The 13,432-nt window shown below is 72.6% G+C and carries 8 protein-coding genes and 2 pseudogenes; 3 read left to right on the top strand and 7 right to left on the bottom strand.

The window, feature by feature from the left end:
- Positions 1-57: 57 nt before the first annotated feature.
- Complete coding sequence (locus A5481_RS20785) at positions 58-1,926, bottom strand: M3 family oligoendopeptidase (protein ID WP_048434014.1); 1,869 nt, start codon at positions 1,924-1,926, stop codon at positions 58-60.
- 288 nt (positions 1,927-2,214) lie between these two features.
- Here A5481_RS20785 and A5481_RS20780 point away from each other — a divergent pair, with 288 nt between their 5' ends.
- Positions 2,215-3,702, top strand: coding sequence for a sigma-54-dependent transcriptional regulator (locus A5481_RS20780; protein WP_064504266.1), 1,488 nt, complete (start codon positions 2,215-2,217; stop codon positions 3,700-3,702).
- A 257-nt stretch (positions 3,703-3,959) separates the two neighbouring features.
- A complete protein-coding gene (locus A5481_RS20775; RefSeq protein WP_082984943.1) occupies positions 3,960-6,011 on the top strand; it encodes a L,D-transpeptidase family protein in 2,052 nt (683 codons plus the stop codon).
- 105 nt (positions 6,012-6,116) lie between these two features.
- Here A5481_RS20775 and A5481_RS20770 read toward each other — a convergent pair whose 3' ends face one another.
- Both A5481_RS20770 and A5481_RS20765 read right to left on the bottom strand, forming a co-directional pair.
- Positions 6,117-6,572 (bottom strand): hypothetical protein, encoded by a 456-nt coding sequence (locus tag A5481_RS20770; protein ID WP_048437094.1) that lies wholly within the window; start codon positions 6,570-6,572, stop codon positions 6,117-6,119.
- 21 nt (positions 6,573-6,593) lie between these two features.
- A complete protein-coding gene (locus A5481_RS20765) occupies positions 6,594-7,661 on the bottom strand; it encodes an extracellular catalytic domain type 2 short-chain-length polyhydroxyalkanoate depolymerase (protein ID WP_048437093.1) in 1,068 nt (355 codons plus the stop codon).
- 452 nt (positions 7,662-8,113) lie between these two features.
- Here A5481_RS20765 and A5481_RS20760 point away from each other — a divergent pair, with 452 nt between their 5' ends.
- Positions 8,114-9,745: a peptidoglycan L,D-endopeptidase MepK gene (locus A5481_RS20760; RefSeq protein ID WP_245239190.1), complete on the top strand. Its 1,632-nt coding sequence runs from the start codon at positions 8,114-8,116 to the stop codon at positions 9,743-9,745.
- A gap of 27 nt (positions 9,746-9,772) precedes the next feature.
- On the opposite strand, the pseudogene A5481_RS35950 reads toward A5481_RS20760, so the two are convergent.
- The 4 genes and pseudogenes from A5481_RS35950 to A5481_RS20745 form a co-directional block, all read right to left on the bottom strand.
- Positions 9,773-11,068, bottom strand: a pseudogene (locus A5481_RS35950) (ATP-binding protein); the annotation flags it as partial.
- A gap of 282 nt (positions 11,069-11,350) precedes the next feature.
- Positions 11,351-12,235 (bottom strand): annotated as a pseudogene (locus A5481_RS35945) (PAS domain-containing protein); the annotation flags it as partial.
- Between the two features lie 37 nt (positions 12,236-12,272).
- On the bottom strand, positions 12,273-12,911 hold the full coding sequence (locus tag A5481_RS20750; RefSeq protein WP_048437091.1) for a chemotaxis protein CheX: 639 nt from the start codon (positions 12,909-12,911) through the stop codon (positions 12,273-12,275).
- Positions 12,908-13,318, bottom strand: coding sequence for a response regulator transcription factor (locus tag A5481_RS20745; protein ID WP_048437090.1), 411 nt, complete (start codon positions 13,316-13,318; stop codon positions 12,908-12,910). Before A5481_RS20745 ends, A5481_RS20750 begins: the two co-directional genes overlap by 4 nt.
- Between the last annotated feature and the right edge of the window lie 114 nt (positions 13,319-13,432).

Here is a 13,432-nt window from a genome sequence, read left to right as displayed (position 1 = left end):
CAGTCCCGACATCCGTCGGTCAGGCACCATCCGGCGAATGACCGACCGACGCCCGCCTCACCCCTCCATCGCCTCCAGCTCCGCGATCATCCCCTCGATCATCGAGAGGCCGATCTGCCAGAAGGCCGGATCGCGGGCATCCAGCCCGAAGGGCGCCAGCAACTCGCCGTAGGGCCGGCTGCCGCCGGCCGCCAGCAGCGCGAAGTAGCGCTCGACGAAGTCGCCCTCCGCCGCCGGATCGCCGTTCGCCCGCTGGTAGACGCCGTAGAGCGAGTTCACCAGGCAGTCGCCGAAGGCGTAGGCGTAGACGTAGAACGGCGAGTGGATGAAATGCGGGATGTAGGCCCAGTACGGCTCGTAGCCCTCGTCGAGGCGGATCGCCGGGCCGAGGCTCTCGGCCTGGACCGACATCCAGAGCTCGCAGATCCGCTCGGCGGTCAGCTCGCCCTCGCGGCGGGCGAGGTGGACCTTGCGCTCGAAGGCGTAGAACGCGATCTGGCGCACCACCGTGTTGATCATGTCCTCGACCTTGGCGGCCAGCATCGCCCGGCGCTGCACCGGGTCGGTGGTGGCCTCCAGCACGCGCCGGAAGGTCAGCATCTCGCCGAACACGCTGGCGGTCTCGGCCAGCGTCAGCGGGGTCGGGGCCATCAGCGCGCCGTTCGGGCCCGCCAGCACCTGGTGCACGCCGTGGCCGAGCTCGTGGGCGAGCGTCATCACGTCCCGCGGCTTGCCCTGGTAGTTGACCAGCACGAAGGGGTGGGACGAGGGCACGGTCGGGTGCGCGAACGCGCCCGGTGCCTTGCCGGGGCGCACCGGCGCGTCGATCCAGCCGCCGTCGAAGAAGCGCCGGGCGATCTCGGCCATCCTCGGCGAGAACGCCCCGTAGGCCGACAGCACGGTCTCGCGCGCCTCCGCCCAGGGGATCGTGCGCTGCTCGACCTTCGGCAGCGGCGCGTTGCGGTCCCAGTAGGCGAGGCTGTCCCGGCCGAACCAGCGCGCCTTCAACCTGTAATAGCGATGCGACAGGCGCGGATAGGCGGCCTGCACGGCGGCGACCAGCGCCTCGACCGTGTCGCGCTCGACCCGGTTGGCGAGGTGGCGGGCATCCGAGACGTCGGAAAAGCCGCGCCAGCGGTCGGAGATCTCCTTGTCCTTGGCCAGCGTGTTGGTGATGAGGGTGAAGACCCGCAGGTTCGACCGGAACACGCTGCTGAGCGTGCCCGCCGCGTCCCGGCGCACGGCCTCGTCGGGGTCCTGGAGCTTGTTGAGGGTGGGCTCCAGGGTCAGCTCCTCGCCGCGCAGCGGGAAGCGCAGGGATGCGATGGTCTCGTCGAACAGCCGGTTCCAGGCCGCCCGCCCGGTCACCGACTTCTCGAGGAAGAGCTTTTCCGCCTCGTCGCTGAGCTGGTGCGGCTTCTCGCGCCGGATGTCCTCGAGCCAGGGGCGGTAGCGCGCGAGCGGCGGATGGGCGGCGGCCGCGTCGACCGCCGCGTCGTCGACCCGGTTGAGCTCCAGGGTGAAGAACAGCAGGTCGCTGGCGGCAGCGGTCAGGCGCTCCTGGGTGTCGCCGTAGAACTTCGCCCGGGCCGGGTCGGTGGTGTCGCCGGAATAGACGAGACCCGCATAGGACATCAGCCGGCCGAGCCGGTCCTCGATCGCCTCGTAGGCGGCGACCGCGGTGCCGAGGCGGTCGGAGGCGCCGTCGCCGGCGGCGAGCGCGGCGATCCGGCCGCGGTAGCTCTCCGCGAAGGCGCGGCACTCGGCCTCGGCTTCGCCGAGATCGGCGGCGAAGGCCGGGTCGTCGAGGCCGGCATAGAGGTCCGTGAGGTCCCATTCCGGCAGCGGCCCGAGATCGACGGCGCGGGCGGTGGCCTTCGCGGTGCTCAGGGCGCTGTCCGACGGCGCGGCGGCACTCTGCGGCATGGACGATGTTCCTCTCGGGGCGCGGGAGATTGCGTGCGCGGTGACATATCGGCCCCGACCGGCCCGCGATCAACCGAGGCCGTGGCGATTGCGGCCTCGCTGCCGCAGCCGGGAAACCTCGCATTGGCGTTAAGGGCGACTTTACGGTTGTGACGCACCCTACGGCTCGAAACGAAACACCTGCGTGATTCGCGTCCCCGGCATGCCGGACGGGAGGCGGGCCGCCGGAGGCAGGAGACAGGCCCGGGGGCTCGCCGCCCCGCGGAGTCGGTCCTTCGAGGAGCTTAGATGACCACCACGGTCCTCATCGTCGACGACGATCCCGTGCAGCGCCGGCTGGCGGAGGCCATGGTGCGGCGCCTCGGATTCGAGGCCGCGGTGGCCGAGAGCGGCGCGGCCGGGCTCGACGCCCTGCGCGCGCCCGATGCCGGCATCGACGTGGTGCTGCTCGACCTCGCGATGCCGGGCGGCCTCGACGGGCTCGGGGTGCTGGCCGAGCTGCGCCAGGCCGGCATCGACACGCCGGTCATCGTCCAGACCGCCAACGGCTCGATCGACGCGGTCGTCAACGCCATGCGGGCCGGCGCGGTCGACTTCGTCGTCAAGCCCGCTGGCCCCGAGCGGCTGCAGGTCTCGATCCGCAACGCCCTCCAGGTCGACCAGCTCCAGGACGAGATCCGGCGGATGCGCCGACGGGCCTCGGGCGCCCTGTCGTTCCGCGACCTGACCTCGAAGAGCCCCGACATGGGCCGGGTGATGCGGCTCGCCGAGCGGGCGGCGAAGTCGAACATCCCGGTGCTGATCGAGGGCGAATCCGGCGTCGGCAAGGAGGTGCTGGCCCGCGCGATCCAGGGCTCGGGCGAGCGCCGCGGCAAGCCGTTCGTGACGGTCAATTGCGGGGCGATCCCCGACAACCTCGTCGAATCGACCCTGTTCGGCCACGAGAAGGGCGCCTTCACCGGCGCCACCGAGCGTCATCTCGGCAAGTTCGTCGAGGCCTCGGGCGGCACGCTGTTCCTCGACGAGATCGGCGAGTTGCCCCTCGACGCGCAGGTGAAGCTGCTGCGCGCGCTGCAGGAGGGCGAGGTCGATCCCGTCGGCGGCCGCAAGAGCGTGCGGGTCGACATCCGGCTGATCTCGGCGACGAACCGTTCGCTCCTCGACCTCGTCAAGCAGGGCCGGTTCCGCGAGGACCTGTACTACCGTCTCAACGTCTTCCCGATGACCCTGCCGCCCCTGCGCGCGCGGCGCGAGGACATCCCGGACCTCGCGCGCTCGTTCTGCGCCCGGTTCGCCGCCGAGGAAGGCAAGCGGGTCCGCGGCATCGCCGCGGAGGCGATGGCGCTGATCACCCGCTACGACTGGCCCGGCAACGTGCGCCAGCTCGAGAACGCGCTGTTCCGCGCCGTGGTGCTGGCCGACGGCGACGAGCTGACGGTGGCGGAGTTCCCGCAGATCGCCGCCCAGGTCCAGGGCTTCGACGTGCGCATCCCGCCGGCGCCCGCGGCCTCGGAGCCCGGCGCCGGCCCCGCCCCGGTGCGCGAGATCGTCCGGGTCGAGGTGCGCGATCCCCACGCCCTCTCCCTCGTCGCCGAGGAGACCGGCGAGATGAAGACGATGGACGGGCTCGAGGGCGAGATCATCCGCTACGCCCTGCAATTCTACCGCGGGCGGATGTCGGAAGTGTCGCGCCGGCTCGGAATCGGCCGCTCGACGCTCTACCGCAAGCTGAAGGAACTCGGCCTCGACGACGAGAAGGCCGAGGACGCAGCCTGATCTTCGACGGTCGAGGTCAGAAGAAAACCGCATTTGGCGGGTCATGGGCGGCCCCTCCGGGCCGTGCGGCGGAGCAGCCGGGCGCGGGGCATGTGCCGCGATCACTGTCCTTGTGCGCTACGGCACGTTGCGAACGCCCGCAATGGTATGCCGCCGGAGTGTGGCTGCCGTGCGATTGCCCATCATGGGCCGGCGTGATGACTAACCTAGATTCAGAGCGTGGCCGCTGTCCCGGCCGCGGCTTCGAGGAGAGGACCATGGCTCCCAGGCGCAGGACCGGCCGGAATGCTGGCGCAGCGGCGACCCTCGCGGTGCTGCTCGCCGCGCAGCCCGGCCTGGCGCGGGCCGAGGGCCTCGCCGCCGCTCCCGAGGCGATCAGAGCCCCGGCTCCCGCGGCGGCCGCGGTCACGACGATCCCCGACGCGCCCGCCCCGGCGGCGCCCGCAGCACCCGATCCGGCGCCGAAGGCCGCGACCGCCGCAGTCTCCCCCGACGCCGTCCCGGCCCCGCCCGCCCCGCAACCGGACCCGGTCGCGCCGGCCTCCGCGCCGCTCCCCGCGCCCGCCGACGCCCCGCCGGCCCCGGCCGAGGCCGCGGCTCCCGCCCTGCCGGCGCCCGCCCCCGGCGACCCGGTGGCCGAGGTGGTGGCGGCGCGCCTCGCCGACCCGGCCTTCAGCCTGATCCGCCGTCTCCCGGGGAAGCAGCGCGAGGCGATCCAGGCCTTCTACGCGCTCGGCGCCTTCAAGCCGGTCTGGCTCGCCGAGAACGGCTGGAGCGACGCCGCCAAGGCGGTGATCGCGCGGCTGCAGACGGCGGAGGAGGACGGGCTCGATTCCCTCGCCTACCCGATCCCGCTCCTCGACCCGCCCCACGCCACCGCGGCCGACCGGGCCGAGGCCGACCTGAAGCTCTCGGCCGCCGCCGCGCTCTACGCCCGCGACGCCCGCGGCGGGCGCCTCGAACCGTCGCGCCTGTCGCGCTTCATCACCCCGAAGCTCGACCTGCCGGCCGCCGACGCGGTGCTGACCCGCCTGACCCCGGCGGGGCGCGCCGCCGGCACCCTGCTCCAGTCCTACAATCCGGGGCAGCCCGGCTACCTCGCCCTCAAGGCGAAACTCGCCTCCTTGCGCGCCCAGCAGCCGAACCGCGCCGTGCCGATGGTGCGCCTGCCCAAGGGCCCGGCGTTGAAGACCGGCATGCGCGATCCGCGCGTGCCGCTGATCCGCGCCCGGTTCGGGCTCGGCGGCGCCTCCGACGCCACCGCCTACGACGAGGGCGTGGCGACCGCCGTCGCGAGCTTCCAGCGCGAGCGCGGGCTGAAGGCCAGCGGCGTCCTCGATCCGGCCACGGTGGCGGCGCTCGCCGGGGCCTCGCCGGGCCGGCAGGAGGCGGACCTCCTCGCCAACATGGAGCGCTGGCGCTGGCTGCCGGCCGATCTCGGCCGCACCCACGTCTTCGTCAACATCCCCGAATACAAGGTGCGGGTGATCCGCGACGGCCGCGTCCTCGACGAGGCGCGGGTGATCGTCGGCAAACCGGATTCCCCGACCCCGATCTTCTCCGGCGAGATGACCTACGCGGTCGTCAACCCGTCCTGGACGGTGCCGCCGTCGATCCTCAAGAGCCAGTTCCTGCCGGGGCTCGCCCGCGACCCGAACTACGCCGCCCGCCTCGGCTACCAGGTGGTCAAGCGCGGCAACGGCATCGCGATCCGGCAGCCGCCGGGCGAGCGCAACGCGCTCGGCTTCATCAAGTTCATGTTCCCCAACGACCACGCGGTCTACCTGCACGACACGCCGAACCGCAGCCTGTTCTCCCGCTCCGAACGGGCGCTGAGCCACGGCTGCGTGCGCGTCGACGATCCGTTCCGGTTCGCCCAGGTGGTGCTCGGACCGCACTGGCCGCAGGAGCGGCTGCAGAAGCTGATCGGCAAGGGCGAGCGCACGGTGATGCTGCCCGAGAAGCTGCCGGTGCACCTCGCCTATTTCACCCTCGAGGCGGATCAGACCGGGACCTTGCGCAGCCTGCCCGACCTCTACGGCGTCAACGCCCGGGTGAAGGTGGCGCTCGGCCTCTCGACCGAGGCCCTGCCGGCGGAGGCCCACCAGAAGCCGAAGGCCCCCCCGAAGCCGCCCGCCGCCTCGCCGCATCGCCCTGCGCGCGACCTCGCGCAGCAGCAGCAGGCCGCGCCCCGCCCGGCCCCGCGCCGCCCGGTCGCGACCGCGACCGAGCCCGCCGACACGGCGGTGGCGCAGCCGGCGCCGGACTATTTCGGCGAGACCGGGGCGATCCGGCGGGGGTGGTGGTAGGGCCTCACCTCACCTGACTCCTCGATGTCGTCCCGGGCTCCGCTGCGCGGCCCCGGGATGACCTGGAGAGTTTCGGCGACGTCGAGGGGGAAAGATATTCGCCCCTCACGCCCGCGATGCGTCGATCGTGTTGGTCAGCCAATAGGAATACCCCACCGTCGCGCTCTCGATCAGCTTGGCGGTGCGGGTCGTGGTGTCGAGCATCAGGTCGCCGACCTGGCCGGCCAGGTTGAAGTCCTGCTCCACGATCTTCGACAGGGTGTTGGCGTTGCGCAGCGAGACGGCGCCCTCGGCGATCTGCCACCACCCGGCGCTCCACTCCTCGCCGATCGTCCAGACCTGGTGCATGAAGGCGGCCTGCATCGCGACGATCTCCGCGAGGATGTCCGGGCGGGGGCTTTCCGCCAGGAGCCGCACGGTGCCGGCCGCGTTGCGCGCGCAGACCGAGGCCAGCTCGGCGGCGAGCACGCCGTGCTTCAGGGGGGCGCCCGCCCCGAGCGGCGCGGCATCGACGGCCTGCCGCAGGAAGGCCGCCAGGGGCGGGGCGTTGCTGTCCGACATCGTCACCCTCCTGCCCGGCCCTCAGCCGCCGAGCCGCGCCAGCATCGCCTGGATGGCCTCGATCTGGATCGCGCGCTTCGAATAGTAGTCGGGGTTGCGCGGGTCGGGCGAGGAATAGCCCCACCAGTCCCAGCACCCGTCGGGGTTCTGCATCGCGCCGCCGTCGCTCCCCTCGGCCTGCGGGTAGAGCACGATGATGTCGTTGCTCTCCGCGATCGCATTGTAGCCGGTGGTGGTGATGAAGCGGTTGCCGTAGGGCGGCTGGTTCGAGATGTCGGGCAGGCCCCGGATGAAGTTGACGTAGTTGTAGCCCTGCTTGCAGCCGTGCAGCACGATATGCACCCGCGCCGGCCCGCCCGCCAGCACCCCCGAGGGGATGTAGGCGTAGCCGAACCGGCTCATGCTGGCGCGGGGCTCGCCGCCGAAGAATTCCCTCTGGTCGAAGCGGATCAGCCGCCCGGCGAGCCGGTCGGTCGGCGGGTTCAGGGGCCCGTGGATGTGGCGGAGGATCTCGTGCGACTGCATGAAGCCGCCGTCGTTGATGTAGGGCGGGCGGTTCGCGTCGAGGGGCGAATCCTCGGGATTGTCGGTGATGATCGCGTGGCCGGCCGCGAGGTCGCCGCGATACTCGATGTGGGCCTCGGGGACGCCGAGGGCGAGGTAGAAGTCGCGCGTGCGCGCGACCACGTCGGAATAGACCACGCGGTCGGCGCTGCCGGTGAAGATGTAGAGCCGCTGGCGCGCCAGGTGGCGGACGGGATCGATCCCGCCGTGATGCGCGGTCTCGCGGGCCAGGGCGGCGAGGCGGCCGGCATCCGGCGCCATCGCGGGGATCAGCGGGGTCATGCCGATCGCCATGGCCGACCGCGTATAGGCGTCCGCCGCCAGGAATCCGGCGCCGCGGAACGACTCGGCGCAGCGATACGGGCCGCCCGCGATGATGCCGGCGCCGAGAAAGCGCGCCGAATGCGCGAGATGGACCTGCACCGCCATGAAGGCGCCGGACGACAGGCCGGAGATCGAGCTCTCGCCGGGCCGGACGTCGAACGTGGGCAACGGCTCGATCTTGCCCTGGCCCTCGCCGCCCATGCCTCTGATCCCGCGCTTCTCACCCAGACGAGACATGAGCAGAGCACGGGACCATGCCCCTCGCAAGCGCGAGAAAACGGAATTTTGCTCTTGCGACGCGACGCAACTCGTCTCCGTCCGCGCCATCGACTTCGCCGGACAATCGATCGCTGCAATGTCCGGCACGCCGGGCCGTTCTTCTGCTGGCGCGAGGCAAGGCTATGCTCGCGGGAAGTACCGGCCGGCCCCGATCCGGCCGACTTCGTCTCGGCGACAGTCCCGCCTGGACGACCCGTCCTCGACGTCGCCGACCCAATCGCACGAAAACGTGAAGCCCGGCCGATTTTCGCCACGGTTGAGGCTTAGCCCTGCGAACCATCCTGTCGCAGGGACCCGGTAACCGTTTGTTGACGGTTCTCGGCAACCTTGCGTTCACCATGACGGCCACGCGGCCCGAGCGAGGATGAGGGATCGTGCGAGCGCTCAAGCGTGCCGGAAACGGGGCGGCCGAACCGGCGGCCGAGGGATCCCGGTCTGGCTCCCGCTCCGGATCGCGCTCCTGCCGGCGCGGCGCGCTGGCGCTCGTCGCCTGCCTCGCGGCGATGATCGGTTCGACCAGCGACACCCAGGACGCGGTCGCCAACGGCGACACCCGCACGATCTCGATCTTCCACGAGCATACCAAGGAGAGCGCCGCGATCACGTTCAAGCGTGACGGGCGCTACGACCGCGCCGCCCTGGAGCAGCTGAACTGGCTCCTGCGCGACTGGCGCCTCGACGAGCCGACCAGGATGGACCCGCGCCTGTTCGACGTGGTGTGGGAGGCCCATCGCGCCGTCGGCTCGCAGGACGCGATCCACGTCGTCTCGGCCTACCGCTCGCCGAAGACCAACGCGGCCTTGCGCCGGCGCTCCCGCGCGGTGGCCGAGCACAGCCAGCACATGCTCGGCAAGGCGATGGACTTCTACCTCGCCGACGTCTCGATCGACCAGATCCGGGCGATCGGCATGCAGATGCAGCGCGGCGGCGTCGGCTGGTACCCGCACGCCAACAGCCCCTTCGTCCATCTGGATGTCGGCTCGGTGCGCTCCTGGCCGCGGATGAGCCACGACCAGCTCGCGCGCCTGTTCCCCGACGGCCGCACCGTCCACCTGCCCGCCGACGGCCGGCCGATGCCGGGCTACGAGATGGCCAAGGCCGAGATCCTGTCCCGCGGCGGCAGCGTGATGGGCGTGAGCCAGGCGATCGCCGCGGCGGACGAGGAGGACAGCCCGAACGTCGTCGGCCAGTTCTTCGCGATGCTGTTCGGCGGGTCGAAACCCGCCGCTCCCGCGCCGGCGCCGGTGGTGCTGTCCGGGCGCGCCGGCCGGGTCCGCCCGGTAGCGCTGGCGAGCGCCGCGCCGGAGGATGCCGGCACCCGCAACGCCCTCGCTTACGCCGACGCCGCCGCTCCGGCCGCCCTCCTGCCGCAGGCCGCCTCCCGGCAGGCGGCCCTGCCGCCGGCGCAGGAGCCGGCACCGCGAGAGACCGTGCCGCAGGAGGCCGCGCCGACCGCCGCCGCGCCCGAGCCGGACACCGTCGCCGGACCGGCCGCGTCCGGGCGTCCGGCGGCCCCGCTGCCGCCCCGCCGCCCCTCGGAATTCGCCGCCCTGGCGGAGGCGCTGGTCGCGGCGCCGCCTCCCGTCTCGGTGCCGCTGCCCCCGGCCCGCCCGGGCTCGGTGAAGGTCGCCTCCGCCGAGGCCGACCCGGCGGCGCTGGGCGCCCTGCTTCATCCCCATCTCCGCTCGGGGCCGGCGGCGCCCTCCCCGGCGGAGCCCAGATCCTCCGATGCCAAGGCCTCCGACCCCAAGGCCTCCGACCCCAAGGCATCGGATGCGAAGCCGTCGGATTCGAAGGCGCAGCTGCGCGCCCTGTTCAGCGCCGCCACGGCCGCGCCCGCGGCCGAGGCCGCGACGGTCCACCTCGTCCAGCGCGCCAAGCCCGGCACGCCGCCGGCCGGCCTCGTCTCCGCCCCCGCCGGGACCGTGGCGACCCGATTCAAGCCGAAGGCCGCGGACGACGTCCCGGCCGGCCGCTTCGCCGGCCCGGCGGTCGGGCGGCGCTGACGCGCCACCGTCCGACGCCGCCCGCCCTCACCCCTCGATGATCGACCGGATCTTGGTCGCCAGGCCCTCGACCGGGAACGGCTTGGTGATCATCTGCATGCCGACGCCGAGATGGCCGTTGCCGAAGGTCGCGTTCTCGGCGTAGCCGGTCATGAACAGCACCTTGAGCTGGGGGCGCACGAGGCGGGCCTGGTCGGCGAGCTGGCGGCCGTTGAGGCCCGGCAGGCCGACATCGGTCACCAGAAGGTCGATGTGCGAGGCCGATTGCAGCAGGCGCAGGCCCGCCGGCCCGTCGGCGGCCTCGAGCGTGCGGTAGCCGAGCTCGTGCAGCACCTCGACCACCAGGGCCCGCACGGTCGAGTCGTCCTCGACCACCAGCACCGTCTCGCCGCGCTCGGCCCGCGGCGCCTCGCCCCGCTCCTCGGTGCCGACCTCGATCTCGCCGTGGTAGCGTGGCAGGTAGAGCTTGACCGACGTGCCCTGGCCGGCCTCCGAGTAGATCTTGACGTTGCCCTCGGACTGCTTGGCGAAGCCGTAGATCATCGACAGGCCGAGGCCCGTGCCCTGCCCGAGGGGCTTCGTCGTGAAGAACGGGTCGAAGGCCCGCGCGATCACGTCCGGCGGCATGCCGGTGCCGGTATCGGTCACGCTGACGCAGACGTACTGCCCCGCCCGCACGCCGATGTCGCGGGCCGCGTAGGCGTCGTCGAGATGGGCGTTGGCGGTCTCGATCGTGAGCCGCCCGCCCTCCGGCATCGCGTCGCGGGCGTTGATCGCGAGGTTGAGAATGGCGTTCTCGAGCTGGTTGGGGTCGCAGAGGGTCAGCCACAGGCCGCCGGCCACCACCACCTCGAGCTGCACCCGCTCGCCGAGCGTCCGGCGCATCAGGTCGTCCATCGAGCTGACCAGGCGGTTGGCGTCGACGGGCCTGGCCTCCAGTGGCTGACGGCGCGAGAAGGCGAGCAGGCGGTGGGTCAGGGCCGCGGCGCGCTGGGCCGAGGCCATGGCGAGGCCGGCATAGCGGGTGAGGTTCTGCGTACGGCCCTCGTTGATGCGGGTCTGCATCAGGTCGAGGGAGCCGACGATGCCGGTGAGGAGGTTGTTGAAGTCGTGGGCGATGCCGCCGGTGAGCTGGCCCACCGCCTCCATCTTCTGCGACTGGCGCAATTGCTCCTCGGCCCGCTCGCGCTCGGCCACCGCCTCGCGCACCCGCGCCTCGAGGGTGTCGTTGAGCTCGCGAAGCGCCACCTCGGCCCGCTTCGACTCGGTGACGTCGTAGATCACCCCGACATGGCGCAGGCCCGAGGTCTCGGTGTCGCGGATCGCCTCGCCGCGGCGCACCAGCCAGCGCACCTCGCCGCTGTCGGCGAGGCGCACCCGGGTCTCGATCGGCGGCAGCTCGCCCTCCTGGCGCTGGTCGGGCGCCAGCAGCGGCGGGTCGCCCTCGACCACGAGGGCGTTGACCGCGCTCGCCGCCACGGTGCGGGCCGAGACGAGGCCGAGCAGGCTGCAGAATTGCGGCGAGGCCGCCACCGTGGCGAAGCCCGGCACGTGCTCGAAGGCGCCGACGCGGCCCGCCGACTGGGCGATGCGCAGGCGTTCCTCGACCCGCTTCTGCTCGGTGACCTCGACCAGCACGCCGGTGAAGCGGGCGGGCCGCCCGTCGGCGCCGAAATGGCAGCGGCCGCGGGCATGGACCCAGCGCACCGAGCCGTCGGAGGCCAGCAGGCGGTACTCCTTGTCGAACACCTCGGCCCCGCCGAGGATGCCGCTCACCGCCAGGCGCACCCGCATCCGGTCGAGGGGGTGGATGCCGGTGAAGAAGGCGCTCGCCGGCAGCGGGCCGGGCGCGAGCGGCACGGTGCCGGGCCGCGGCGCCGGGGTCAGCCCGGTGAGGGCCGCGAAGCGCCCGTCGACGTGCAGGCGCTTGGCCTGGATGTCCCAGTCCCAGGTGCCGGCGATGCCGGCCGAGGACAGCGTCAGGGAAAGCTGGCGCTGGGCCTCGGCCAGGCGCCGCTCGATGTCGGCGAGGCGGGTGCGCCCGGCCTCGGCCTCGTGGACATGCGACATGTCCACCTGCGAGGCGAAGTAGTTGACGAGCCGCCCGTCCTCGTCGCGGATCGGGCAGATCAGCAGCTGGTTCCAGAACCGGCTGCCGTCGCGGCGGTAGTTCAGGATCGTGACCCGGACCACGCGCTCCGCGCGCAGGCCCTCGCGGATCGCCGCGATCGCGCCGGGATCGGTCTCGGGCCCCTGCAGGAAGCGGCAGTTCTTCCCCACCACCTCGGCGGCCTCGTAGCCGACGAGCGTCAGGAAGGCCTGGTTGGCGAAGACGACCGGGTTGTCGGGCAGGCGCGGATCGCTGATCAGCATCGGCTGGCGCGAATGCTCCAGCCCGGCGAGGAACGCCCCGGCCCGGTGTCGCGTCGCCGCGACCGCGGCGGCGAGCGCCTCGGCCCCGATCCGGCCGGTCTCGTCCGGGCCGCTCATGCCCGCCCGCCCGGGTCCGGAAGCGCGCGACCGGCCATCATGCGTCCAGGTCGCCGAGGGCGCGGGCGATGAACTCGTCCACCAGGGCGCGCAGGCTCTCCAGGGAGGGCAGGTCCATCAGCATCGCCAGGTAGCCGCGGATGTCGCGCTCGCTCACCGAGAAGTCGATGTAGAGGAACAGCACCAGGGAATCGGCGTCCCCCGCCTCCGTCCCGAAGATGCGCGGGCCGTCCCCGCGCTGGATGCCGGGCAGCGACATGGTCAGCGTGCGCTGGAGCATGTTCGCCATGGTGGCGAGGCAGCCGTTGAGGATGATGTTGCCGGTCTCGGCCAGGGCCTCGTCCTCGAGGGCGGCGACCTCGTCGGGCGAGAGTTCCTCGCCGGCGACGGCCCGGACCAGCTCGCGGCCGTTCTCCTGCGGGAAGATCAGCAGGGCGCGGCCCGCGAAGGCGCCCTCGAAATCCTGGTGCACCACCACGAGGGGCGCGGCCTCGCGCTCGCCGATCAGCCGGGCGGCGGCCTTGCGCGAGACGATCTCGACCGAGGGCACCGAGAGCAGCACCTGGGTGCCGATCATCGTGCGCAGGCTCGCCGCGGCCCGGCTGACCCCGATGTTGACGAGCTCGGTGAAGGCGTCCTGCTGCAGCTCGGTCAGGCCGATCGCATCCTGGCTCACGGGGCGGCGCTCCGGCGCAGGCGCAGGGACGCCCCGGCGAGAAAGCCCGCGAGCGCCTCCCCGTTCAGGGGCTTGGCCATGAAGGTGGCGTCGAGCTGGCGGGCGCGGGCGATCACCTCGTCCTGGATGTTGGCCGAGATGACGGCGATCGGCATGTCGGCCTTGGCGGCGCGCAGCTCCTCGGCGAGGGCGAGCCCGTCCTTGCCCGGCATGTTGAAGTCGAGGAGTGCGACGTCGACCGGCTCGGCGCCCGCCACCGCCAGGGCCTCGTCGGCATTCGCGGCCTCGCGCAGGGACCAGTCCGGCCGCAGCTGCCGGAGCAGCCGCAGGGCGACCGCCCGGGCGAGCTTGCTGTCGTCCACCACGAGGACGGTGACGGGCGCGGGTGCGGTCGGTGTCTGCGACATGGACGGCATCTAAGCGGTTTTCGGTGAAAGGGGAATGGATCCCCGGCGATCTCCCGGGGACGTGACGGCCGGCGCGCCGGCCCCGGGGGTGAATCCCGGCATAGAGGAAAACTG

Source organism: Methylobacterium platani (genome assembly GCF_001653715.1).
In the GTDB taxonomy this organism is placed as follows: Bacteria; Pseudomonadota; Alphaproteobacteria; order Rhizobiales; family Beijerinckiaceae; genus Methylobacterium; species Methylobacterium platani.
This window is presented reverse-complemented; position numbering and strand designations above follow the sequence as displayed.